Raw genomic sequence first — 26,584 nt, forward strand, 5'->3', positions numbered from 1 at the left:
CTCCAAAACAATTAATGTCTAAAATCGTTTGGTTTTATCATTAAAAAAGAATGGGAATCTGAGCTTAATTTTGCCTAGATCCCCCTGATATTTCTTTTAAAAGCAATCTTCTAACAAACAACTCACCAATATATATGGTGCTGTTCAAGGTCTTGTGTGTGTTTTACAATGCAATGAATGGTAAGATTTATCTCCAAATGTTTGCATCAATATTTTGTTTTTGCGTTGCATTTAAATCCGGGAACAAATTAAATCCTGTCACTTTCTCTAATTCGCTTACTGTCATTTGATACTTTTCAAATTTGTTAGAACTTGGTGTTTCATTGTCCATCTTATAGGCAATGGTATAATAATTCTTTCCCTTTTTCATTGCTAGCGCTTTAAAATAATACTTGGGCCTGGCGATTTCTATGTTTTTATTATCGATGATATATTCAATCGCTGTGTTAGATTTTGTATTTGGCATCGCTCCTGTTACCACATATAGCGTATCACATTGTGCCGTCCATGTACGCACTTTATTTTCTAGGTTTGCCCATACACCCTGATTCAGTTTAGATACCTGTGCGGTCATATTTGAAAAGTAAAACGTAGTCTTATTCTGAGCATTATTAAAATTTCTGTCCGCACTAGGCAACTGATGCCCTCTATCGTAACCTGAAGTACCAAAACCTTTAAATAAAGTGGGCTGAAACTCCATTGCTATAGCCGGGTCGTATTGCCAGTCATCGGTACGTTTGGCATTACCGAGATAACTACTGTGCAAGGGGTAGGCAACCCAATAGGCCATTTTTTTCACCTTATCGTACAGCATGGTATAATTACGGCGTTTCGGATCATCAGGTAAAAAGTGCTGAATAAAAACCTCGTCCTTTTTCAACTTCGTTATTTCTGGAATTTCTAAGTAAGGTTGCGTTGCGACAATGCCTCCATCAGAAATACCGTTATCAATTTTTACATCAAAAGAATACTGATTCGCTCTTTTCAGTTTATTTACTTTTGGTAGCTTCCAAGTAAACTTCGTGTTGTCTGAAGTTAAAAACTGTATGGTTTTTCCAGTAATATTTTCTCCTGGAAAAAGGAAGAATTCGACAAAAGCAGTCCCATCATGGTTGTTTATGACTTTTCCCTCAATATCTTTCTGGCTGTCCTTGTTAACTGCTAACTTGCCTGTTACCAGATCAAAGGAGCCAAGCGTGTTTAGTTTCGGCATTACGACTTTCATCTCTTCATACCCACGTTCATCTATATTGGCTACCGTTAATTTAATGGATATTTTTGATAATTGACGTTCAAATATAAGTGGAATATTATTGTTCCCTTTATTGATTGCCTTCGCATTTTTTGCGTACATGAGATCTATTTTCGCCTGATTAGACTGATCCGTTATATCAAGTATGTATTGATAATCGCTAATTATTTTAAAAGGATAATAGGCAATAAAATCTACCGATTTTTCAGGTAAGAAAAGTTCTTCTGTAGTTTGAAATAGTGATCCGTTTATAAAAAACATATGATTATTAGTACCGTTGACAATGGAACTAGTCGATAATGGCATTCCTGACTCGATCATAAATATACCGATCTCATCTCCTTTTTGCCATGTAGTACCTATTGCTCTATTTTGATTCTCTTCAACGATCGTTGCTGTAAAGTGTACAGCGTTCTGATCTATTCTGATCTGGTTTTTACGACATGCGTATACAACCAAAAATGTTATAATAAAATAAACTACCTTCTTTAAAAATTTGGTCTTTGTAGTTCTGGTTTTTTTAATCATCCTAAAATATAGTAAGTATTAATTTTAGGGCGAAAATGGCTAATAAATTTAGATTAATGAACGTTTAGTAATGACTTTTAATCGATGAAACCACCAAAATTTTGTAGTTAATTGATTACTAGAGGTCTTAATTTAGCCGAAAAAACGATTTTAACAGGATGATTGATTCAATCACAAATGCCCAAGTTTATGAATTGCAAAAAATGTAAAACAAATCATTTGAGGATAAAAAAAAACGAATCAATCTCAAGTATCAAAAGTCGCGAAGAATAAAAAAGCCACTTTTCATATAGAAAAATGGCTTTTTTACAGGAGGTGACCTCGGAGGGGCTCGAACCCTCGACCCATTGATTAAGAGTCAATTGCTCTACCAGCTTAGCTACAAAGTCAAGTCTATACTCAAATGTAACTTAGATTTTTTTTATATCAAACATAAAAATGAAAAAACAAGATATATTAATATAATCTTTTTAAGACATTCATTATCAAATTGAAAATCCATAAATGAAGTATATGAATTCGATAACAAATATAGACATGAACTCAAACTGCTGTTTTTAATCGCGAGCCTCAATCAGCCAAATTACACAGGAAGTATCAGCTTTGTGTGTTTTCTATATTTTATTCGTCTTTTTCTTATATAGCTTAAAATTTCCTTCTTTTCTATATTCTAACACATGCTCTTTACAATATCCCGTTAAATAAACGGAAAATTTATTGCTATCGTTTTTATCCAAATTCAATTCTGCCAATACCTCCGCCACACGTTTGGGTGTATTAAAAAAATCCGAGTGATAAACTAAATGATCCAACTTTTGTGTTGTTTCTATACGTCGTTTAGATTCAGGTTCAATTTTATATAGTGGCGTCAGATCCATGTTCTTCTCAAACAATGTTCTGGGCTGGATATTCAGTGCGCGACAAATTAGCAAGAAGTTATACATAGTCGTACCTTTTCCCTTTTCTACCGCAGCAATGGTATTAATGGTAAGGTCAGTCATATGTGCAACGTCCCTTTGCGTAAAATCTAATTCATCTCTACGCTCTCGAAATTTTTGACCAATATTCAGGATAATATCTTCATTTATTCTTGACACGTAACAAATAGAGTAAATATTTGCGCAAAATAAATACAAATAAAAAGCTGATTTAATTTGCGTAATTCCTTTTATAATATTACTTTTGTGTATATAAGGGAGAAATTACCTTTCGTCCTATGGTATATGTAACCAATTATGATCGATATGAAATATTCATCAAAACCTAGGATTCTCAAAAATTAAGTGTTCTAAGGTGATATCAGCACAGCGATATATTCACCGTTTTTGTTCTTTGACTTATTGGTATTGATAAAAAAGAGGCTTCTTGTGAAGCCGTAAGGCAAGGGATAGTTCCACTCGCCAAATACACTGAAAACAACTTCGTATTTTTTCTTCATTAAAAAAAGATATTAATAATATGTTGCCAATTTCTGTTTTCCAAAGTCATACTTGGTTAATACATGGTTAGGGATCTTCTCATATTTGGTCTTGTTTGTTGTCCCTAATTTTTAAGTGATACACAACTATGTTTATGTTTATTTATCCTACGGGTTCATTAAGATTATAAATCAATTTTTCTTATTATTGCTTTTAAAGGGCACATTATAATTTAATAATAGATTTAGACAGATATCATAAGTTTACGTACCCATCATCTACCTTGGTAAACATTACGCTCACGACATACACTCCTTTAGTAGCCCGAGAGAAGAGGTTCCTTGTGAAACCGCAAGATGAGAGCAAATGCTGCTCATTAAGTACATGGTATACAAACAACTTGCAATAACCTTTGTTCGTCAACTTTGTAAACTGAATTGTACATACAGCAAAGGACTATAAAATTACATGCAAAAGCTCTTACTACAGTTGGATTACAATATGGAGAAAGCTGCTCTTTTTATTGCACACGAAGTATTTTAAAGAGAAAAAATAAAAGTAGTACACAATTAGGTTCTTACTAAGATAAGGAGACGTAAAATCTATAGCTGTAAATAACCTTTATAAAAACAGCCCTATAGAAGCACTGCGAAATCACTTCCATAATAAAATAGATATTAAAGACACAATGAGGCTTCTTGTAAAGCCGTAGGGTGAGGGTTTAAGCTACTCACTAAATACTTTCCAATTTATTTTTTTCAAGCTTTACAATCTGTATCAACTGTAACTTGCTAGAACAATAATGGGTTAACAATCTTTACGGGTTACTCATCCGCTTTTTATAATGATTAACATCTTTTCTCTACCCATATATTAAGGTTAACTCAATCATTAGCTCCTGAACACAAGACTATTGGTTATGTATAAACAATAAGCTGGACTAACAAAATGAATAAATTACTACGTATATACAATCATGCACTATTTATAATTATGAGGTAAGAATATCAGCTTATAAGCAGGTTATATATACAAATCAGCTATTAAAATATTTATCGAGGCTGCTTGTACAGCCGTAGGGTGAGGACACTTGTCGCTCACTAAATACCTACCAAGAATTAAATTATTCAACGAATATAAAGCGACACGTTGCTAGGGATATACAATTGAAGGTCTGCCATTACACTAAATTTGAACCAGTTTATTCATTAATATCTTCTTGGAGCGTTTATACAATATTGAATTTTGAGTTAAAACATCTTTTCACGAACGCTTTCAACATGATAAGGTCTTCACAAATTCTTTTAAGAAAATCGCAAAACGACTAAAACAAGATTACCGTCAATACCAATAAGTTCTATTCATAAATCTTTCAACTGAGGCAGCTTCATGGTTAAAATCGCCAGAAAAGAAACTGCACGAAGTTGTTTCAAAAGTTTACCCACTAAATAAAACGAAATATGAACAAACTTTACAGTCAAAAAAATACTAAAAAACAACTTATCCAACTCAACAAAGGGATTGAAGCAGGATTAAATTATTTCTATGAGAAGTTTTATCCGTATTTCTACCTCCGCTCTAACCGTGCGACACGGGACACCTGTATTGCAACTAGTATTACTCATGAAGCTTTCTTAAGGTTATGGCTATCTCGGGAAAATATTCATTCTGAAGAAGATCTTTTGCATTTCCTAAAAATGCAAATTAAAAAGGCTATTCATATTTTTTATAGCAACCCCCGGAGCCGCTTTCACCGTAGCCTCCTCCAATTAGATTCTATAGAAAATTATCAGGAATTTCTTGCTGGATATGAAGAAGAAGATGACGCTCATGAAGACTTAGTTTATCTTGATAAATTAGACAATGAAAAGCAGCATCAATTAGATAAACTTAACAAAGTACTGCCATTTTTAAACCTCGAACACCAACTATTCATCAGACTCAGTCTTCAGTACAGCTTCAATTATGAGCGTATTGCCTATTACTTAGGCGGAATATCGGACTATGAAGTGAGTCTAAAAGTAGAAAAGACGATTGCAGTTCTTCGTTCAATTTTAAATAGTTATGAAAAAATAAATAAGGCAATCTCAAATAAAAAGATTATTGCACAAGTAGAACTTACAGACGAACAGGTAGAAATTTTCCGCATGCGCTATGAATTGCAATTCTCTTTTGAACAAATATCAAAACAATTGCATTTAAACACTACAGCTGTCAAAAAAATATTTATCGAGGCACACAGTAAAATAAAACCCCGCAAGAAAACTGCTTAAAACCCCTTTGTTATGGAAAACAACACAATTATTTTAACCCGGAAAATACAGATTTATATCGATTGTGATGATAAAAAGAAAAGAGCTACGTATTACGATAGGCTATTCGATTGGCAAAATATAATATTTAGAGCATCCAATATTGTACTCTCCCATCAATTTCTGCAGGATAGCTTAAAAGATCTCATTTATCTAACTACTGAAGTGAAAGTAAAATTAGTAGACCGTAATACCGATGAAGAAGGAATATTGAATACATCAAGAATGAATACCACCTATCGGCTTCTTTCAGCTTATTTTAAAGGCGAAATACCAACCGATATCCTATCTACGCTCAATACAACATTATACAAAAATTTTCAATCGGATCGTAAAGCTTACTGGAAGGGAGAGCGCTCGTTAAGAACTTACAAAAAAGATATTCCTATTCCTTTTTCTTCAAAATCTATGAAATTAAGTAATGATGAACAAGGGCGAGATTTTAAAATTTCTTTATTTAAACTTCCTTTTCGAACTTATCTTGGTAAAGATAGGTCTGATAAACGCATACTCTTACAAAGGGTACTGGTCGGGCAGATTAAGGCTTGTTCTAGCGCTATCAAGGTTATAAAAGGAAAAATATTTCTTCTATTATCATTAGAAATGCCCCAAAAAGACCATGTTCTGCAGGAGCATCTTATTGCAGAGGCATCGCTATCTATTGAACATCCTATTTCAGTGAGTATAGATAATGATTGCTACCAAATCGGGACAAAAGAAGAGTTTTTATACCGTCGTATTGCTATTCAAGCGGCAAGACATAGACTACAAAGAGCCATAACTTATAATAGAGGTGGCAATGGCCGTAAAAGAAAACTCAAAAGTCTAGATCATTATAATCAGAAAGAAAAGAATTATGTTGATAGTAGACTACATCTCTATAGCAGAAGACTCATTGATATCTGTATCAAATCTCAGGCAGGAACACTTCTTCTAGTCAATCAATCCAACAAAGAGGAGATCGCCAAGGAGGATGAATTCTTACTCCGCAACTGGAGCTATTACGGCCTTATTGAAAAGATCAAATATAAAGCTAAAATGGCCGGTATTAATGTTATTATAGAATAGTTTACAGCCTACAGTACATTAAAAAAGAAAGAAAAGTACAATCTAGAAATGTAAAAACTTACTGTGAAAATGCTACCGGACTAGGCAAAATATGAAAACTGGTACACGATGAGCTTCATGCGGGACAATACCTTTGTTTCAAAATTTAAAGCTATGGATATTCAAAATGTGCTTCGTTGTATAGTGCAGCAAGATGAACTGCATGCCAGATGGTTGAATACACTTTCTTTTATGGAAAACGCTGGCGCTAGAAAAATATCGCAATGTGAACATCCTACAGAAGTTAGTATCATACAGCTCAAACATGCGGCAGAAGAGCATAGGCATGCTTATTATCTAAAAAAACAGATCGGTAAACTTGGAACAGCCATCTGCTCGACCTATGAGGATAAATATTTAATCGCTCCAGTATACACAAAACAATACCTGCATCAATTGGATATTAAATCTTGTCGCTACCTCAAAGAAACTTTTAATCTAAGCGGCGCAGCTCTTAAGCATGCCGCTTACCTATTTGTTACTTACGCCATTGAGGTCCGTGCCGACGAGCTATATCCCATATACCAGCATACGCTTGATACAATGAAAAGCAAGGTTATGGTCAAATCTATAATTCTTGAAGAGGAAGGGCATCTGGAGGAAATGATTGATCAACTGGCACAGTTTTCTCCTCAATGGGAGCAGTATGCCAAAAATATACAGGCTATAGAGCGGGCCTTACATACGGAATGGATCAGCGCAATAGCAAGTCAATTAAACTAATGTCCGGCTATGTACAGTACATGGGATAAACTGCTATTGCAAAGAAAAGAGTCCGCATCACTTCGAAAGCTCAGCATAAATGCCGGTGAGACCGATTTCCTGAGCAATGACTATTTGGGCATGGCCAGGAATAAAGTTTTTCATAAGATGATGCTAGAAACCATACAGTCAGACCCCAAAATACTTGCGGGCAGCACTGGTTCAAGACTCATTAGCGGTCACTCGGCAGAGGTGCATGAAACAGAATTCATTCTTGCACAAAAGCATCGTACCGAATCAGCTTTACTATTCGCATCGGGATATGTAGCCAACCTCACTTTATTCTCTTGTCTACCGCAACGGCAAGACACCATTATTGTAGATGAGTATATACACCGTTCTGTACACGACGGCTGTGTTATGTCTAAAGCTATAAAATGGAAATTTAGACATAATAATCTTGAAGATCTAGAAGCCAAGTTAAAAAGAGCCAGGGGACTGTGTTTTGTGGCCGTTGAAAGCCTATATTCTATGGAAGGAGATTTTGCCCCTTTAACAGAAATCGCCAAATTGACCGATAAATATGGAGCATCTCTCATCGTCGATGAAGCACATGCATTTGGTGTATTTGGCTATGGCCTTGTCCATCAATTGGGTTTACAAAATAGCGTATTTGCAACTTTGATCACTTATGGTAAGGCTATGGGATCACATGGGGCAGCACTACTCTGCAGTAAACTTATCAAAACTTACCTCATCAATTTTGGATCTCCCTTTATATACAGTACAGCCCTTCCAGATCTTATCTGGAGACAGATTCGTAGAGGATATGAATTTCTTGACAATCACCCTGCCTTAGCTTCAAATTTAAGGCACAACATTCGCCTATTCCGAACACAGCAGGTACCCACAATATCAGGCACAGATAGTCCGATACAATCGCTTATAGTTCCTGACAACAAACAGTTGTTGAACTTAAAGAACTCCCTGTCTGAAAAAGGGTTACAAACCTATGCTGTTTTTTCACCAACAGTAAAATTAGGAACAGAACGTTTACGTATTTGCCTACACACATTTAATCAGAAAAACGATATTCTCTTGCTAACACAAAGCATAAAATCAAGTCTTGACTTATAGAGAAAGAAAAATATCAAAATACTCGTTTTGAGTCCCAAACCAGATAGAATTAAAATAAAAAACAATATGAAAGAACAGATTTTTGTAACGGGAATTGGAACAGAAATTGGCAAAACTGTCTGTTCCGCTATATTAACTCAACATCTAAAAGCGGATTATTGGAAACCTGTCCAATCTGGAGATTTACATGCCACAGACAGCATGCGCATATATGATCTCCTTCAAGGTGATGTCCGTATCCATCCCGAACGATATAAGTTACAACTTGCTGCATCTCCACATAAGTCCGCTTTATTAGAAAACACATCGATATCGCTCGAAGATTTTAAAATTCCTGAGACGACAAATAATCTTGTTATAGAAGGTGCTGGTGGCTTATTTGTCCCACTCAGTGACACCTGTTATATCATTGATTTAATACAAGCCTTAACAATTCCAGTCGCGCTGGTTATCAAAGATTATTTAGGGTGCATTAATCATAGTTTACTATCAATAAATGCCATAAAGCAAAGAAATATAGATTTAAAATACTTGATATTTAATGGTGGTATCGATACCGATACCGAAAGGGTGATCTCCCTCCAAATACCTGAACATACACAAATTATTCATATCCCGCAGCTAGAAACAGTAACGGCAGAAGCTGTACGAAAAATAACCGATCCATTTAACTCTTAAAGCAATTTAATAACAGATGAAAACTACAATCCGAAATAACTGGACCAAGGAAGAAATTCAACAGATCTATGACCAACCTCTTATGGAGCTCATTTATCACGCCGCTTCGGTTCACCGCGAATATCATAATGCCGCGGAAGTACAGGTATGCACCTTACTATCTGTAAAGACAGGCGGATGTCCAGAAGATTGTTCCTACTGTGGCCAGGCCGCACGCTATCACACCGATATAAAAGTACAGGCCCTCTTACCCACACAAACCGTGATCGAGCATGCTCAAAAGGCAAAAAATAATGGTTCTACCCGATTTTGTATGGCGGCCGCTTGGAGAGAAGTTCGTGACAATCGTGATTTTGACCGTATTATAGACATGGTAAAAGGCGTAAATGATCTAGGTCTTGAGGTCTGCTGTACACTGGGAATGTTAACGGAGCAGCAGGCTATTCGGCTTCAGGAGGCAGGCCTACATGCCTATAATCATAACCTAGATACCTCTGAACAGTATTATGATGAGATCATCTCTACCCGCACGTTTGATAACCGCATCAATACCATCAACCATGTGCGTAAGGCTGGAATAACCGTTTGTTCAGGGGGTATCATAGGTCTAGGTGAGTCACACATAGACCGGATAGCGATGCTTTTAACATTGGCGACTATGCCCAAGCATCCTGAATCTGTACCGGTCAATGCACTCGCACGTGTTAAGGGAACCCCATTGGAAAACAATGCCAAAGTTGATATCTGGGATATGGTCAGAATGATCGCCACAGCCCGTATAGTGATGCCAAAATCAATGGTTAGGTTAAGTGCCGGCCGTATAGAGATGAATGAAACAGAACAAGCCTGGTGTTTTATGGCGGGTGCCAATTCCATTTTTACAGGTGAGCGAGAGACATTACTGGTGACTCCAAATCCAGGAGTATCTGAGGACATGAAAATGTTCCAGACACTGGGATTGAAACCGATGGTCAAACACATTAAGGACGAAGCATGCACAGCACATTAAAAGAACGGGACAAGAACGTTAACTGGCATCCTTACACTCAAATGAAGGGTGCATCGGACATCATCCCTATCATTCGGGGCGAAGGGACATATCTATATGATGATCTAGGTAACCGATATATTGATGCTGTATCGTCCTGGTGGGTAACTTTACATGGGCATGCCCACCCCTATATTGCAGCCCGTGTTTCTAAACAGTTAAATACGCTGGAGCAGGTTATATTTGCAGGATTTACACATGAACCAGCTATTCAATTAGCTGAAAACTTACTAAAACTACTTCCTAATAATCAACAAAAAGTATTCTATACCGATAATGGATCTACTGCTGTCGAGGTTGCCTTAAAGATGTGCATACAGTACCATGCAAACAAAGGTCAAAAGAAATCAAAAATTCTAGCCTTCCGCAATGCTTACCATGGTGATACTTTTGGAGCGATGTCAGTGAGTGCCAGAGGGGTATGGACAGAGCCATTCGGACATCTGCTTTTTGATGTTATTTTTATAGACGTTCCCACAAATAAAAATATTGAATTCCTACGTCAGGAAATTGATAAACACGCGACAGAGGTCGCTTGTTTCATCTACGAACCGCTGGTACAGGGGGCAGCAGGAATGTTGATGCATGAACCAGAATACTTGAGTACATTAATGAAGTATTGCCGTTCTAAGGGTATCTTAATGATTCAAGATGAAATTTTTGTCGGTTTTGGCCGCACAGGAAAACTGTTTGCGGCAGATTATCTGTCTGAATCACCAGATATAATGTGTTTTTCCAAAGGTTTAACAGGTGGAACTATGCCATTGGGCATAACAACTTGCTCCAATACGATCTATGAAGCTTTCTATTCGGATGAAAAACAACGGGCCTTATTTCACGGCCATTCTTTTACCGCCAGCCCTTTAGCTTGTACAGCGGCACTGGCAAGCATGGAGTTATTATTAAATAAAGAAACTTTAGCCCGTATTGCAAACATCACAAGGAAACACAGCATCTTTCTTACTAAGATCAAAAATGAACCTAAGATTAAGCATGTTAGACAAACGGGAACAATAATGGCAATCGAATTAAAACAGCGTGAAGAAACATCTTATTTTAGTAATATAAATGAAATTGTATATCCCTATTTCTTACAGCGAGGTATATTAATAAGACCATTAGGCAATATTATTTACCTTGTTCCTCCTTACTGCATTAGCGACGCGGATCTTGATTATATTTATGAAGTCATTACCGATGCTTTATCTTTATAAATTGGGTCACTTATTTCCCAATATGTCCAAATTTTGATAAATAAGAAGGTGAAAATTTTCACCTTCTTATACAAATATAATCCCAATTTGTCCTTCTGTCTCTAGTAAAAGCCAATTAATATTGGAATAGTATCGTCAAGTAAATCTTATGAATATGGCATATAAAGACCTTCTAATAGCTCTATCTATTTTGATCATATACCGATAATACACAGATCGTATCAATTCATTCTTAGTCTGCACAAGAAATAGTTCCATGCGATGCACTGCTAACTATGGTATGAATAACCGATGCTTTTGTCAGCTAATTTATTGATGAATCCTAATTTTCAAAAATAAGTTATAATATTTCATACTATTATAAACTTAAAAATGTATGTTTGCACGCATATAAAAAGGCGATAGTATGAGTATATCATCTATCCCCTAACAAAAGCATAAAACAACCCAAACAGCATGTCCATTACATACAACGAACGTTTCTTTCTCTTGTTTGAGGATCTAAAGAAAAAAGGCGAATTAAAAACATACGTAGAACTAGGTAAATTAATCAATGAATCGAAAGTTGGAATCAATGATTTAAAAACCGAACGAAAAAAAGTGAGTATTCAGCATATTCATGATATGAAAATATCATACAATTACATCAATACAGACTACCTGATCGGAGCAAGTAATCAGCTATATTTATCGGCTAACGAAACTTCACAATTAACCTCAGCGACAATTCCTGACAACTCTGGACAGCAAGAAACCATTCTAGCGCTCAAAGAAACGATCGAAGCAAAAAATGAAACGATCGCGGTTCTTAAAGCATTGCTCGCACAGAAAAAATAGATTCCTATTTTTTTTAGCAAACAAGTAAAAAAGATAAGAGCTTTTTTATTTTGGAAAAAAGCTCTTTTAAGTTTTTCATCGTTTCTTAAAAATATTTGTGCATTGGCAAAAAATACAGATACCTTTTTCAATTGTTACCAATAGTGTTTTATAAAAATTCAAGCAATTAAGTAATTTTATTGCTACTCCATGATAGTTAAGAACAGTAAATTCGAATTTTATTTGTAAACTTAGCCCATCAATTTAAATCAACAATATGCGTGTAGGATTATTTATTCCTTGTTATATCGATGCGATCTATCCCGAAGTAGGAATTGCAACACTAGAACTTTTGGAGCGCCTCGGAGTGGAAGTGGTAGTGCCATTAAATCAAACCTGTTGCGGCCAGCCGATGGGCAATGAAGGTGATCAAAAAAATGCGGCTTCATCAGAGCAGCTTTTCTGCGATAATTTTGAAGGTTTTGATTACATCGTTGGTCCGGCAGGAAGCTGTGTAAAACACGTACGCATGCACTTCGATGCTATCCCACAAACCGAAAAAGTAAAGCATGTACGCAAAACAACTTACGAGCTTGTTGAGTTTCTAACAGATATATTAAAGGTTAAAGAGTTCCCTTGGGCTTCTTACAAACATAAAGTGGCCATTCATAATAGTTGCAGCGCTATACGGGGTTTACATATACAATCTCGCTCTGAGTGGCAAGAACCCTACTTTAATAAAACGGAGCAGCTATTAACGATGGTAGAGGGGGTGACCATTAAACAGATTACCCGCCCAGATGAGTGCTGTGGATTTGGGGGCACATTTTGTGTTACTGATGAAGCTGTCAGTGTCAAAATGGGGCAGGATAAAGTTGCTGATTACCTGAATCACGAAGTAGATTGTATCGTCTCACCTGATATGTCTTGCTTGATGCATCAGGAAGGGATTGCTAAACGCGGAAAAGCACCTTTAAAATTTGTACACATCGCTCAAGTTTTAAATAATGGTCCTTTTTAAAAGAAAATCAAAATGAGTAAAGTTAGAGTTGACCAAAATGCGGCAGATTTCATCTACATGGATGACATCCACCAGCCTACACACGATAAAAACTTATGGAATGCCCGCATGAAACGGGATCTTGCCGCATCTGGAATTCCTGAATGGGAGCAGATGCGTGATCTTGCTTCACAAATAAAAGAGCATACACTAACCCATCTGGACCAATATGTAGAACAGTTTGTGACCGAAGCGACCAAACGTGGTGTAATTGTACATTTTGCGAAAGACGATATAGAACATAATCAAACCGTATACGACATATTAAAAAGTCACAATGCCACCAAAGTAGTCAAAAGTAAATCGATGCTCCAGGAGGAATGTGAAATGGGCGCTTTTCTTGAGGCTAGAGGTATCGAAATGATCGAAACTGATCTTGGCGAAAGGATACAACAACTTTCTGGGGAAATGCCAAGCCATATTGTCATGCCCGCTATTCATAAAACGACGGCAGATGTGGCTGAACTTTTTGCAAGAACAATCGGTACGAATCCAGATGAGGATGATCCGACACAGTTAACAGAAGCTATGCGAAACAATGCTCGTCCTAAATTTTTGGAAGCGCATGCAGGTTTAACGGGAGCAAATTTTGCTATCGCAGAAACAGGTGCTTTTGTAGTCTGTACAAACGAAGGTAATGCCGACCTTACAGCAAGTATACCACCGTTACACATTGCCAGTATTGGAATTGAAAAAATTCTTCCCAAAACGAGAGATCTTGCCCTATTTATCCGTTTACTGTCACGCAGTGCTCTAGGCACTCCAGCCACTCGCTACACTTCTCATTTTATGGGACCTAGAGAAACAGGAACCCAAATGCATATTGTACTAACGGACAATGGAAGAAGCCGCCGTTTAGGAATGGAAGATTTCTGGAGATCCTTGAAATGTATTCGTTGTGGAGCATGTATGAATACCTGTCCGGTATACCGTAGAAGTGGGGGATTAGCATATGGAGCCACTTATTCGGGGCCGATCGGTATCATTATCGATCCGACTTTTGATGAATCAAAATTCAGTGAGCTTCCTTTCCACTCATCACTTTGCGGTTCTTGCTCTGAGGTTTGTCCAGTTCGGATTAATATTGCTGAGCAAATTGGATTATGGAGACAGCGCATGGTCAATATCAATGAATCTTCCAAAGCACTTCACTATGCGTTTGGAGCGGTAGAAAAAGTATTTGCTAATCCCAAATTATTCCGATTGGCAGAGAAGGCGGCATACTATGGTATGAAGCTTACACCAAATTGGTTATTATATAACACCAAATTAAATGCTTGGGGTAAACACCGCGAATTGCCGGAAATTAAAAAAGAGACTTTCCGCGATTGGTATATTAAAAATAGATTGAAAAAATGAGTTCACTAGACGAAATATTAGCGGCTATCCGTCAAAATCTTCCTGTTCAAAAGATTGCTTATCCTGAGTTGCCATCTTTTGAGAAACAGGGAACCAATCTGAAAGATCAATTTAAAGTAAACCTTGGGCTTGCCGGAGGAGAAAGCTATGACGTAGAAAGTATTGCAGAAGCGCAAGAAATCATGCTCAAAAACCTTCCTGATACACGGGTTAGTTGTTCTTCTTGCCCAGAATGGGAGGGGACCAAATCGCTTAATGCTATTACACATCCTCGAGATCTAGACGACGTAGATTTAGGAATTATAAGAGCAGAATTTGGAGTGGCAGAAATGGGGATGATATGGCTTACTGAAAATTCATTGAAAGTAAACTCTCTGGGATTTCTATCACAGCATCTTGCTATATTACTTGATCCAGATGCGATTACAGAAAATATGCATACAGCTTACAGCGATATTGATTTTCAAGCCTCTACTTATGGTTGTTTTGTTATGGGCCCTTCAGCTACCGCAGATATTGGAGCTTACTTGGTACGCGGCGCACAGGGAGCACGAAGTTTGACTGTTTTCTTTATAAAAGAAACGAAATAGTCATTATTTTATCCTACTCTAATCTTGATTTCTAATGTTTATCATTAAAGAATAATTGAATAAAAATCAAGGTCCTGTTCAAAAATAATAAACCAGATTCATCTCTGAATCTGGTTTATTATTAAAAATTTCTTATTTCAAGTCTTTCAATATTTCTTGCACTGCGCGTTCCAGTTGCGGGTCTTTATCATTCGTACGATCTGCGATTGTGTTTTTAACCACAATATCCGGTGCTACACCTGATAACTCTAAATCTTGACCAGCTAAAGTATAACATCCCCAGGCTGGCACGCGATAACTAGATCCGTCTACTAAACCTTTTGCTGATGTAAAGATAATCCAACGATAGGTTTCATTTCCAATAATCTTACCTAATTTCAATTCCTTAAATCCTGCTGCGGTCATTTCTGCATCGCTCAGAGATTGTTCATTTATCAAAAGTACAATAGGTTTCGATGCTGGTGCAAAATTACTTTGCGGAGCCCGCTGACCGCCACGATACTGCCACTTCAAATAAGGCCTTTGTGATAGAAAACGTAACACCTCATCGTGCACATTACCCCCCGTATTGTATCGCAGATCCAAAATAATACCATCTTTATTATTCTCTTGCTCTGCCATATCGATCAGAAAGCGTTGCAACTCCGGCCCTCCCATATTTTTCATATGTGAATATGCAATTTTGCCATTACTCCATTGATCAACTTTCCCTCGATTGCCTTTCATCCATTCGTCATAAATCAGGTCCTTAAAAGCGGTACTGATTAAGGGCCGAATAAAAACTGAAATTTCTTTACCGCCACGTAGTATAGTCAACTGTATTTCCTCTGCAAGGGACGGCCATGTAAAATATTGATCCCGATCTTCTTTAGGATTTACTTTATTTCCATTAACAGCCATGATCTCATCGCCTTCTTTCAGATCTACTCCTTTACGGGAAGCTGGACTGTTGTCTATAATCTGTGCTATTTGATAAGGATTATCCTGATTGAATAAAACACCAATTTCATTAGTTACGTCCCCAAATGGTTTGCGCTCTTCTGCTCCCATCGAACTAAAGCCCAAATGTGAAGAGTTTAGCTCTCCTAACATATCATTTAATAATATGCGTAAATCACTACGGTCATTAATACCAGAAAGATACGGTTCATACTTCTTCTTCATCGCCGTCCAATCGATACCGTGGAAAGTACTATCGTAATAGTTTTCTTCTAGCCCAGCCCAAGTCTCATAGAACATCTGCTTGAACTCATTTTCCAGATCACGGTTAAATCTAAAATTGATTGTTACCGCATCGAGTTTATTTTGGTCAAGATTATATTTTTGAATTATCCCTCTATTAAGGATAAAATACTTACCTCCAGATTCGATAAACTGGTTGATTCCGTTGTCAACAACTCTTTCGGTTTTAACAGCTTCAAAAGGTTCATAGATTGTTCTGTATAATCCGTACTTTCCTTCGTGATTGGATGAAAAGAAAACATAGTTTTTTTCTCCTTTTTGGATAGCAATGGGATCTGATTGCGTTCCAAAAGCAGGGCTTACTTGTTCAATACGGTCACGTAACCCTTTAACATCTATTGTAACCAGCACTTTTTTGTCGGTAGAAGTACTTGTTGCTTTTTCTTCTTTCTTATCCTTCGCCTTTGTTTTATCGTCATTCTTATTGTCCGTAATGGTGTCTTTCTTTGCAGGCTGACTAAAGAGTTCATTGAATTTGCTAATGCGATAAGGTTCGTCAAAATTTTCCAATGCCATTCTAAAAATACTGGAGTTCTGCATGCCGGTAGGAAAGGACGGCTTTGTGCGGTTACTGGCAAAATAAATATATTTTCCATCTGGTGACCACGATGGGGAGGCTTCAGTGACACCAGTATTGGTCAGATTTGTTGTTTGACCTGAACCGATATGATGAACAAAAATATCTTGCTCAAAATTTCGAATAGCAGTAAAAAGAATATATTTCCCGTCTGGAGAAAAAGAGGGAGAGGAATTTTGAAATGCCCACAGTTCATCCTTAACAACAGTTTTACTATTTAAAGTTGTCAGATCTAAAAGACGTACTTCATCTCGCCCACTTAAATAAACAGCATGTGATTTATCAGCGTTGAAAGTTAACTCTCTATTATTGCGAAGATCTTGTGTCAACTGCTTTGGTTCTCCCAATCCGTCTGCGCTACGGGTGTACCAGTTCAGGTAACCTTGATGGGTCTGACTGTAAAGTAATGTTTTGTTATCCTTTAACCATTTCACCTCCATAACGCGCTGTCCCTGACTAGGCATCTGACGGATAAATTTACCTTCGCTATCGGAAACGAAGAGCTCGCCTCTCGATACAAATGCCATCTTTTTACCGTCAAGTGCTACATCAAAATAGCTGATGTTACCATTTACATTAAATTCCTTGCTCTTGCCTAATACCTGATTTCTGCTCAATGCGATAGTTGGCTGTGTAACCTTCTTTGATGCCACGTCGTATAAAAACAATTGATATCCTTTTTCAAAAACAATCTTTTTCCCGTTGGCAGCTACAGCAGGTCTCTTGATAGATTCCTTAAATGAAGTCAAAGCCACGGGTTTATCACCGCTCATCTGATACAGGTTATATTCGGCATTTCCTTGATCAGATACGAAATAGATCACACCATTTTGATCAACAGTAGGCCAGAAATCTTTACCATTGTAATCGGTATATTGCTTAAATGTTTTTGTTTTAGGATTATAAGATTTTATATCCGGATTGAATGCTCCTTTATATCGCTTACGGTTTGTTAAACTATATCCTTCCCAACTATCATTAAATAATAGTTCTCCAGATGGTGTGGTTACAACTTGACTTATATAATTGAAATAATGTGGAAATAGTCGCTTTGCAGTCCCCCCTGTAGCATCAACTTGATAACTACTCATCCGATTGTAGCGGGTTGATGTAAAATATAACGTTTTACTGTCCCAGCTCCAACTGTCCACTTCATCAGCACCATCGTGATGTGTAATTTGACGGATATCACCACCAGCTAAAGGCATGATATATACATCCATATTTCCATTCTGATTTGCTGAGAATGCAAGCTGTTTGCCGTCAGGCGATATCCGTGGATTGATTTCATTGCCCTCCATACCTGTTAATCTCACTGCAACCCCACCTTCACTTTCAACTTTCCACAGATCACCTTCAAAACTAAAAACAAGGACTTTTCCATCAGGACTTAAAGTCGGATGGGATAAAAATGTGGGTTGTTGCTGCGCAAAAGCATGCATGGTTCCACCTAAGGCAAGACAAGTGCCCAATAACAATTTTCTAATCATACTTTTCAAGGAGGCTAATCGATTAAATACCTGTATGCCAAAGTTAATCAGCTACTCGTTAGAAAACAATGAAATAATCAATCGTTATTAAAAAAACCTACCCCAGCATTAAAAACAGTTTTCAATATCACGTGTTCTTTATCAATGTGCACCCATTAATTTTAATATTTTTTGCATAAATACCAAAAGATGAAACATCATCACTGTCATTATTAATTTCTTACATGTACCTTTGCTGACACATCATTACAACAATGAACGCATCCTTAACCTACTCTGAAGAAGAGCTTTACCAAAACCGTAATCGCATTCGGATTGCTGTATCCTTATTTTATTTTTGCCAGGGCCTGGCATTTGCTTCTTGGGCAAGCCGTATTCCAATTATCAAAGAACGTCTGAATCTTACAGAAGGTCAATTAGGCACAATTTTATTGATGCTTCCTGTCGGTCAACTGGTCACCATGGCGTTATCCGGGAAACTGGTTACCACTTACGGCAGTGCTAGAGTACTACGAATAGTCGCGATTATTTATGCCCTTATTTTATGTTTAATAGGTTTTGCACAAAACGCATGGGAATTAGGAGCAATCTTATTTTTCTTTGGGGTAATTGGAAACATGTGCAACATAGCTGTCAATACACAGGGGGTTGCTGCAGAAAAGATTTTCAAAAAATCAATCATGTCATCTTTTCATGGAGCCTGGAGCATCGCCGGATTTACTGGTGCCCTCATCGGGTTACTCACTATGAATATAGCTGTAGACACCATTCCTCATTTTATCATTATTTTTGTTCTCATTGTGATTAATACGACCATCAACTACCGTTACTTGATTCCTGGTGTCGCTACAGAGGCTAAAAAAACATCATTTTTTTCCAAACCAGAAAGCAGTTTAGTACAACTGGGCATCATCGGCTTTTTCAGCATGGCCACCGAGGGTGCTATGTTTGACTGGAGCGGCGTTTATTTTAAGGAAATAGTTCACGCTCCAGAACAATTTATTATTGTTGGTTATGCGTCTTTCATGGTCATGATGGCGCTGGGAAGATTTATTGGGGATGCGGTCATCAGTAGGCTCGGTAGAAAAAGAACCTTACAAATTAGCGGTATATTAATGTTTGTCGGCATGATGACCTCTGTTATATTCCCTCTTTTTTACATTAGCACATTGGCTTTTATGATGGTGGGTATCGGTGTTGCGTGCAATGTCCCGACGGTATATAGTGTTGCTGGCCAGAACAAAAAGGTTACTCCAGGGGTAGCCTTGGCGATGGTATCTAGCATTAGCTTTCTGGGCTTCTTAATGGGACCTCCTTTAATCGGCTATATTGCAGAGCTGACAAGTTTACGATATTCTTACGGTGTATTTGCTTTCTTCGGTGTCCTCATGTTTATTATGGTAAGTAAACTGAAAGTTTTCAAGGAGGGATAACAGGTAAAAGAAAGATTATTCATTAACCATATGGCAGATGTAATAAAAAAAGAAAATGCGAGACTATTTAACAGTCTCGCATTTTTTGTTGTAGCCCCAAGCAGAATCGAACTGCTATCTAATGTTTAGGAAACATCTATTCTATCCGTTGAACTACAGGGCCGACAAAGCGTATGCAAATATTTCAAATATATTGCTTAATCCCAAACTTATTTATTAAAATGTTACTGAAAAAAGAGGAGAGAAAAAATACTGTGGGGGGAGAAGGATTCGAACCTTCGAAACCGAAGTAACGGATTTACAGTCCGTCCCATTTGACCGCTCTGGAACCCCCCCAGTATAATTTGTTGACTTCTAAAGAATTAAGATTTATTGTATCTCAATTTCCTTGTGGAACGCTACAAAGGTAGAATTTTGTCTGATAAATGCAAAATTTATTTAAAATAAACCTATCGAGAAAACTTATTGTACCCTTAATGTAAAAATAGATTTTAACGATAGCTCATTGAAAAAATCAATACTTTTTTAACCTTATTTGAGGTATCTTTGTATCAACAAAAAAAGAAAGATATTATTATGAGTTTCACAGGTAAAAGTTTTCCAAGCATCACAGTAGATGCAATCGATTATTTAGGCGATAATTTACAAATTAACGTTTTCGAAAAAGCAGTTCAAGAAGGTAAAAAAGTAGTATTGTTTTGGTACCCAAAAGATTTCACTTTTGTTTGCCCAACAGAATTACATGCTTTCCAAGAAGCTTTACCAGAATTTGAAAAACGTAATACAATCGTTATCGGTGCATCTTGTGATACAAACGAAGTTCACTTCGCTTGGTTAAATACAGCAAAAGATAACGGTGGTATCGAAGGCGTAACTTACCCAATTTTAGCAGATACTACACGTAACCTATCTTCTGTATTAGGTATTTTAGACATTAAAGAAGTAGAGCACCCTGAGTACGGTACTTTAGTTGAAGGTTCTGCAGTTTCTTACAGAGCTACTTATTTGATCGATGAAACAGGTCGCGTATTCCACGAATCTGTAAACGATATGCCATTAGGTCGTAACGTAAAAGAATATTTACGTTTAATCGATGCTTATGCTCACGTTCAGAATTTTGGTGAAGTATGTCCTGCTAACTGGGAAGAAGGAAAAGAAGCAATGCACGCAACTCGTGACGGTGTAGCTAGCTATTTAGCTGGTAACTAAAAACAATACTGAAAAGACTACATTGGTATTTTTACAAAGGGGGTAATCCCTTGCCCCCTTTGTTTATTCATCTTTCTCAATAAATAAACAAAAAAATCATGGTACAGGAATTAGAAAACGATAATTTACAAGAAATTGTAAACAGTAATGATATTGTAATGGTTCAATACGCAGCTACTTGGTGTGGTAACTGCAAAATTATGAAACCGAAATTCAAAAAATTGGCGACTGAAAATGAAAATGTAACTTTCGTAATCGCTGATGCAGAAAAATTTCCGGAATCTAGAAAACTAGCAAATGTCAATAACTTGCCTACTTTTGCGGCTTTCAAGAATGGAAAATTGGTAAATCAAGTACAAACAAATAAATTTGACGCCTTAATCGACTTATTCAATGAAGCTTCCAGTAATTAAACATATCACCGAGTTTATCGAACAGAACGATGTTGACTATGTATTAGAGACCATCGAGACATTAGAATCCTTGGTAGAAGCTCCTTTAAAAGATGAAGAGCTTGATGTAATCGGTGAATTGATTTCAAATCTTTATGGTGCTGTTGAGGTTGATAAACTAATTAAAGAAGGAAATAGTAAAAAGGACGCTATGAACATGTTTATGAAACGTGTTTTAGGTTCAATTGATAAATAAATCTTTTAGCCTTTAGCAATAGCAATTACTGCAACAAGAACTTCATTTTTAATATGAATGTGTATAATCCGCTTTTTGTGGAAAACTTGTTCTCATTTAATGCTAAAGTCCAATAAAGATTGTACTATCTTTAGCGGTAATAAAGGTTACCACTTAAAGAATTTGCTATCCTGATGAACAAACTATAAAAGGGTAGATTTTAAGATAATATTTTAATTGTTAGAAACGGAAATTCTCCCTACAGAATTTCCGTTTTTTATTTAACCACAATATTAATTACCTTTAATCTATGTTAAAATCAATCCTATTTACCAACATATTCATTTGTTTAACCTTTCTGCCACAGGCTCAAGCTCAAAAGGCAACAAATAGCTGGAACAGTGCTGACATAAAATCAAAATTAGAAAAATTAAATGTTCTAGGGTCTGTTCTATATTTTGCAGCCCATCCGGATGACGAGAACACTAAATTAATAGCATGGTTAGCTCAGGAAAAACATTATAAAACGGGATATCTGTCCCTAACAAGGGGAGACGGGGGACAAAACTTAATCGGTACGGAACAGGGAATAGAACTTGGTCTGATTAGGACACAGGAACTTTTAGCAGCAAGAAGAATCGATCAAGGAGAGCAGTTCTTTACTTCTGCTTTTGATTTTGGATTTTCAAAAACTTCGGAAGAGACCTTTAATTTTTGGGATAAAGAACAAGTACTTCGAGAAGCGGTGTGGATCATTCGAAAATTCCGACCTGATGTCATTATAACCCGATTTCCACCTGATGCGAGAGGGGGACATGGTCATCATCAAGCTTCTGCAATATTAGCAAAAGAAGCATTTGTTGCCGCTGCAGACCCAACACGGTTTCCAGAACAGTTGAAACAGGTCAAGCCATGGAAAGCAACTCGTTTGCTATGGAATACGTACAATTTTGGCAATCAAAATACAATTAGTGATGATCAAATACAGATTGAAATAGGCCAATACAATCCCTTGATAGGCAAATCCTATGGAGAAGTTGCTGCCGAAAGTAGGTCATCTCATAAAAGTCAGGGATTTGGAAGTGCTGCTCAGGTTGGAAAGTCTACAGAATATTTTGAATACATAGCAGGAGAAGCAACGAATAAAGATCTTTTCGAAAATATTGACAATACCTGGTCAAGAATCCCTCATACCGCTGCTATCAGTACGAAAATAAAACAGATTAATGCTTCCTTTCAGCTCGACCACCCGGAAAAATCAATTCCTGACCTATTCGAAGCTCTGACACTGGTCAAGGCGATAGCGGATAACTACTGGAAAGAAATAAAAACAAATGAAATCAATAATTTAATCCTTGCCTGTGCTGGAGTAAGAATAGAAAGCATCGCAGCAAAGCCGCATTATGCTATTGAAGACACGATAAAGGTTACAAATCAACTGATTGTAAGAGCTGATGTTCCTGCGATACAGGTTGCTAAGATCAATGGAAAAAATATCAATCAAAATCTCGAAAATAATACCCTAACAAGTTTTACTAGTTCTTACCCTGCGCGGTTTAGTACACAACCATACTGGTTGGATGCTCCAAATCTTATAGGTCGATTCCAATTCGCAGACTTTAATAAAACTGGAGCCCCTGAAAATCCAGACTATCCAGCTGTTGACTATGAACTGGTCATCAATGGAAAGGCGCTTAACTATAAAAAACCCATCCAATATAAATTTACAGATCCTGTTAGGGGAGAAATCTACAATCCTATCGTGATTTCACCAGCCATAACCGCATCTACGGACCAGACGATCGTACTAAGTCAAAATAACACCCCACAAAAGGTAAGGGTAACATTTGTAAATGAAGGCAGTACAAAAAATAGAACAGAAAATGTTTCTCCTGTTGTCAACAAAAATTGGATCGTAACTCCAAATCTGGTTAAGCTCGAATATTCAGAAAACCAGCAACAAATAATTCAGGAATTTACCGTTCAGGCACAGACCAGAGATACACGACTAGATACACTTTCCTTCCGTTATGGTTCAAATGAAAAAGTCAAAATAAACCGCGATATACATTATGACCATATACCGGCCATCACGTGGTTTCCTGATCTTACAGTAAAAGTCAGCAATCTGCAACTTCAAGTTCCTATCAAAAAAGTTGGATATCTGGTTGGAGCGGGAGATTTAATTCCTGAGTCTTTAAGAGCAATTGGTATTTCTGTAGATCTTCTAAATGAAACACAGGCTCTGCATCAAAATCTCGCACAATATGATGCCGTCATAGTAGGAATAAGGGCTTTTAACGTCTTAAAATCGATGAATCAGATTAGTGCTAAACTAAATGAATATGTTAAAAATGGCGGTACAGTTTTGGAACAGTATAATGTAAACAACAAGTTGCTCTCTAATCAATTTGGTCCATATCCATTCCGTTTAGGCAACAGCAGGGTGACGGAAGAACTTGCTGTAGTAAAATTTGATGAACAAAATCAAATTTTTAACTATCCAAATAAAATCATCAAATCTGATTTCGACAACTGGGTACAAGAACGGGGTCTGTATTTTGCGGAAGATATCGACAGTCGTTATCAGACACCTATACAGATGCAGGATAAAAATGAACCCCTTCACAATGGATCGCTATTGATTACTAACTATGGAAGTGGTAGATTTGTCTATACATCATTGTCATTTTTCAGACAATTGCCTGCAGGAGTTCCTGGAGCTTACAGATTATTTGTAAATTTGTTATCAAAATCAAAATAAAACATACAATTCAATGGAAAATCAAGTTGAAAACAACGCATGCGCACCTAATCCAAAAGGATTAATCGTATTAATCGGTGTGATATTTGGAGCTTTAATTTCATTCACTGCAAACGAGACTTTTTTAAGTATCATAGGTGGAGCTGTTTTTGGTTTAATTATCGCAGCTTTCTTCAATAGCTTCCTTTACGCTCAAACACCGCATGACAGATAGGGGAAATAACCCCTTAACACAAAAATGGAAGCGCTTTTATATTTTAGTAGCGTGTAGCCTGCTTGTGGTCATACTATTCCTTTATCTATTCACGAGCTATTTTTCATGAGTACGATTGATTGGATAGTTCTTATTCTGACTCTTTTGATTATTGTGCTGTATGGCATGTACAAAAGTAGAGGAATCAAAAATATTGATGGGTATTTACTTGGTAATCAATCCTTACCTTGGTACCATGTCGGACTTTCGGTGATGGCCACTCAGGCGAGTGCCATCACCTTTCTTTCTGCGCCAGGCCTGGCTTACAGTTCAGGAATGAGCTTCGTCCAGTTCTATTTCGGTCTTCCTTTGGCCATGATTGTACTCTGTATCACCTTTGTACCAATCTTTCATAAACTTCGCGTTTTTACAGCTTACGAATTTCTAGAGAAACGGTTTGATATTCGGACCCGTGGATTAACGGCTTTCTTGTTTTTGATCCAGCGCGGTATATCAACAGGCATCAGTATTTTTGCTCCGGCACTTATTATAGCCAGCATTTTACATATTAACCTTCCTCTCACCACGCTTTTAATCGGCAGTATCGTGGTAATCTATACGACATATGGTGGTACTAAAGCAGTTTCACACACGCAAATGCTCCAGATGAGCATCATATTTGGAGTGTTGCTTGTCGCCGGAATACTTGTTGTCAAACTCTTACCTACAGACATTGGTTTATATAAAGCGCTTCATATTGCTGGTAAATCTGGAAAAACAAATGCGATCGACTTTACATTTGACCTGAATAACCAGTATACTGTTTGGACAGGTATTATTGGTGGTTTCTTCCTACAGCTATCCTATTTTGGTACGGATCAAAGTCAGGTAGGCCGTTATCTAACGGGTTCATCTATAAAAGAAAGTAGACTTGGTCTACTAATGAATGGCTTACTCAAAATACCTATGCAATTTTGTATTCTGCTCATAGGCGTTCTTGTTTTTGTTTATTATCAATATCACACACCGCCAATCTTTTTCAACCAGGTTGAAGTAGATAAGTTAAAACAAAGTGAATATAACAGCACTTATACGGTTCTGGAAAAGCAACAGGCTTTTATTAGTAATAAAAAGAAGGAAACAATCAATCGTTTAACTAAAGCCATTGATGATGAGGATCAATCTACAATAGACGAAGCAAGGCTTACACTCAAGAATTCAAATGAAAAACTAAACGGTATCCGTACAGAAGTTGTCGCATTAATAAAGAAGAATAATCCCGCTGCCGAAACAAATGACAATAACTACATCTTTCTATCTTTTGTAAATAATACTTTCCCTAAGGGCTTAATAGGTCTGCTTATCGCTGTTATCTTTCTTGCATCTATGGGATCTACAGCAAGTGCGATCAATTCTTTGGCTTCTACAAGCACCGTTGATATTTACAAGCGATTTATAAACCAAAATTCTAGCGATAAACAGGATCTATTCTGGTCACGTATATTCACGCTTTTCTGGGGTGTATTTTCTATCGCTGTTGCCTTATATGCGAGTAGACTGGGCAATCTCCTAGAGGCGGTTAATATCCTAGGTTCATTATTTTATGGTACTATTTTGGGCATTTTTATTGTCGCCTTCTATATGAAGAGTATAGGAGGGAAAGCCGTGTTTTATGCTGCAATAATAACTGAAGTGATTATTTTTACGATCTGGAAAATAGATGTCATAGCCTTTTTATGGCTCAATGTCATTGGCTGTATCTCGGTCATGCTCATCGCCTACTTATTAGAAAACTTGATACCAAAAAAAAGCCATTCAATCGAATAGC

Annotated in this window: 21 protein-coding genes, 3 tRNA genes and 1 pseudogene; 18 read left to right on the top strand and 7 right to left on the bottom strand. The window is 37.0% G+C overall.

Features of this window, described 5'->3' with window-relative positions; translation table 11 throughout:
• Positions 1-187: 187 nt before the first annotated feature.
• From FHR29_RS25735 to FHR29_RS25750, 4 genes are all read right to left on the bottom strand, one after another.
• A complete protein-coding gene (locus FHR29_RS25735; protein ID WP_183918232.1) occupies positions 188-1,780 on the bottom strand; it encodes a DNA/RNA non-specific endonuclease in 1,593 nt (530 codons plus the stop codon).
• Between the two features lie 316 nt (positions 1,781-2,096).
• Positions 2,097-2,169: transfer RNA gene (locus FHR29_RS25740), tRNA-Lys, on the bottom strand.
• A 225-nt stretch (positions 2,170-2,394) separates the two neighbouring features.
• Positions 2,395-2,877 carry a helix-turn-helix domain-containing protein gene (locus FHR29_RS25745; protein ID WP_165902487.1) on the bottom strand — a complete coding sequence of 161 codons (483 nt, stop codon included), beginning with the start codon at positions 2,875-2,877 and terminating at the stop codon, positions 2,395-2,397.
• Between the two features lie 191 nt (positions 2,878-3,068).
• Positions 3,069-3,218 carry a hypothetical protein gene (locus tag FHR29_RS25750; RefSeq protein ID WP_183918234.1) on the bottom strand — a complete coding sequence of 50 codons (150 nt, stop codon included), beginning with the start codon at positions 3,216-3,218 and terminating at the stop codon, positions 3,069-3,071.
• A gap of 1,440 nt (positions 3,219-4,658) precedes the next feature.
• Between FHR29_RS25750 and FHR29_RS25755 the strand changes: the two genes are divergently transcribed.
• The 11 genes from FHR29_RS25755 to FHR29_RS25805 all read left to right on the top strand — a co-directional run bounded on the left by FHR29_RS25755 (position 4,659) and on the right by FHR29_RS25805 (position 15,221).
• Positions 4,659-5,471, top strand: coding sequence for an RNA polymerase sigma factor (locus tag FHR29_RS25755; protein ID WP_183918236.1), 813 nt, complete (start codon positions 4,659-4,661; stop codon positions 5,469-5,471).
• Positions 5,472-5,483: 12 nt separating this feature from the next.
• On the top strand, positions 5,484-6,578 hold the full coding sequence (locus tag FHR29_RS25760; RefSeq protein ID WP_183918238.1) for a hypothetical protein: 1,095 nt from the start codon (positions 5,484-5,486) through the stop codon (positions 6,576-6,578).
• 153 nt (positions 6,579-6,731) lie between these two features.
• Complete coding sequence (locus FHR29_RS25765) at positions 6,732-7,340, top strand: hypothetical protein (RefSeq protein WP_183918240.1); 609 nt, start codon at positions 6,732-6,734, stop codon at positions 7,338-7,340.
• A gap of 9 nt (positions 7,341-7,349) precedes the next feature.
• Complete coding sequence (locus FHR29_RS25770) at positions 7,350-8,456, top strand: pyridoxal phosphate-dependent aminotransferase family protein (RefSeq protein WP_183918242.1); 1,107 nt, start codon at positions 7,350-7,352, stop codon at positions 8,454-8,456.
• A 66-nt stretch (positions 8,457-8,522) separates the two neighbouring features.
• Positions 8,523-9,134, top strand: coding sequence for a dethiobiotin synthase (bioD, locus tag FHR29_RS25775; protein WP_183918244.1), 612 nt, complete (start codon positions 8,523-8,525; stop codon positions 9,132-9,134).
• 16 nt (positions 9,135-9,150) lie between these two features.
• The gene (gene bioB, locus FHR29_RS25780; RefSeq protein ID WP_183918246.1) at positions 9,151-10,143 is read left to right on the top strand and encodes a biotin synthase BioB; all 993 of its coding nucleotides are present in this window, start codon (positions 9,151-9,153) and stop codon (positions 10,141-10,143) included.
• Positions 10,128-11,396 (top strand): adenosylmethionine--8-amino-7-oxononanoate transaminase, encoded by a 1,269-nt coding sequence (gene bioA / locus FHR29_RS25785; RefSeq protein ID WP_183918248.1) that lies wholly within the window; start codon positions 10,128-10,130, stop codon positions 11,394-11,396. The genes bioB and bioA overlap by 16 nt, the downstream gene beginning before the upstream one ends.
• Before the next feature lie 456 nt (positions 11,397-11,852).
• Positions 11,853-12,233: a hypothetical protein gene (locus FHR29_RS25790; RefSeq protein WP_156169509.1), complete on the top strand. Its 381-nt coding sequence runs from the start codon at positions 11,853-11,855 to the stop codon at positions 12,231-12,233.
• A gap of 256 nt (positions 12,234-12,489) precedes the next feature.
• A complete protein-coding gene (locus FHR29_RS25795) occupies positions 12,490-13,233 on the top strand; it encodes a (Fe-S)-binding protein (RefSeq protein ID WP_132771773.1) in 744 nt (247 codons plus the stop codon).
• A gap of 12 nt (positions 13,234-13,245) precedes the next feature.
• Positions 13,246-14,631, top strand: a complete 1,386-nt coding sequence (locus tag FHR29_RS25800; protein WP_183918250.1) for a lactate utilization protein B — start codon at positions 13,246-13,248, stop codon at positions 14,629-14,631.
• Positions 14,628-15,221, top strand: a complete 594-nt coding sequence (locus tag FHR29_RS25805) for an LUD domain-containing protein (RefSeq protein WP_183918252.1) — start codon at positions 14,628-14,630, stop codon at positions 15,219-15,221. The genes FHR29_RS25800 and FHR29_RS25805 overlap by 4 nt, the downstream gene beginning before the upstream one ends.
• A gap of 132 nt (positions 15,222-15,353) precedes the next feature.
• Here the strand turns inward: FHR29_RS25805 and FHR29_RS25810 are convergent, their stop codons facing one another.
• Positions 15,354-18,530 (bottom strand): S41 family peptidase, encoded by a 3,177-nt coding sequence (locus FHR29_RS25810; RefSeq protein WP_183918254.1) that lies wholly within the window; start codon positions 18,528-18,530, stop codon positions 15,354-15,356.
• 254 nt (positions 18,531-18,784) lie between these two features.
• Between FHR29_RS25810 and FHR29_RS25815 the strand changes: the two genes are divergently transcribed.
• Positions 18,785-19,963, top strand: coding sequence for an MFS transporter (locus FHR29_RS25815; protein WP_132771769.1), 1,179 nt, complete (start codon positions 18,785-18,787; stop codon positions 19,961-19,963).
• A gap of 91 nt (positions 19,964-20,054) precedes the next feature.
• Here the strand turns inward: FHR29_RS25815 and FHR29_RS25820 are convergent.
• Positions 20,055-20,126, bottom strand: a tRNA-Arg gene (locus FHR29_RS25820).
• Between the two features lie 92 nt (positions 20,127-20,218).
• Positions 20,219-20,299, bottom strand: a tRNA-Tyr gene (locus FHR29_RS25825).
• Positions 20,300-20,539: 240 nt separating this feature from the next.
• On the opposite strand from FHR29_RS25825, the gene FHR29_RS25830 reads away from it, so the two are divergent.
• From FHR29_RS25830 to FHR29_RS25855, 6 genes and pseudogenes are all read left to right on the top strand, one after another.
• A complete protein-coding gene (locus FHR29_RS25830; RefSeq protein WP_021189264.1) occupies positions 20,540-21,172 on the top strand; it encodes a peroxiredoxin in 633 nt (210 codons plus the stop codon).
• Positions 21,173-21,270: 98 nt separating this feature from the next.
• Positions 21,271-21,585: a co-chaperone YbbN gene (locus tag FHR29_RS25835; RefSeq protein ID WP_021189265.1), complete on the top strand. Its 315-nt coding sequence runs from the start codon at positions 21,271-21,273 to the stop codon at positions 21,583-21,585.
• Positions 21,566-21,820 carry a DUF6952 family protein gene (locus FHR29_RS25840; protein ID WP_021189266.1) on the top strand — a complete coding sequence of 85 codons (255 nt, stop codon included), beginning with the start codon at positions 21,566-21,568 and terminating at the stop codon, positions 21,818-21,820. Before FHR29_RS25835 ends, FHR29_RS25840 begins: the two co-directional genes overlap by 20 nt.
• A gap of 289 nt (positions 21,821-22,109) precedes the next feature.
• Positions 22,110-22,643: pseudogene (locus tag FHR29_RS26910) on the top strand (PIG-L family deacetylase); the annotation flags it as partial.
• 1,933 nt (positions 22,644-24,576) lie between these two features.
• Complete coding sequence (locus FHR29_RS25850) at positions 24,577-24,777, top strand: hypothetical protein (RefSeq protein WP_183918258.1); 201 nt, start codon at positions 24,577-24,579, stop codon at positions 24,775-24,777.
• Positions 24,778-24,882: 105 nt separating this feature from the next.
• Positions 24,883-26,583 (top strand): sodium:solute symporter, encoded by a 1,701-nt coding sequence (locus FHR29_RS25855; protein WP_183918260.1) that lies wholly within the window; start codon positions 24,883-24,885, stop codon positions 26,581-26,583.
• Position 26,584 lies beyond the last annotated feature (1 nt).

It is taken from the genome of Sphingobacterium sp. JUb56 (assembly GCF_014191365.1).
GTDB lineage: Bacteria > Bacteroidota > Bacteroidia > Sphingobacteriales > Sphingobacteriaceae > Sphingobacterium > Sphingobacterium anhuiense.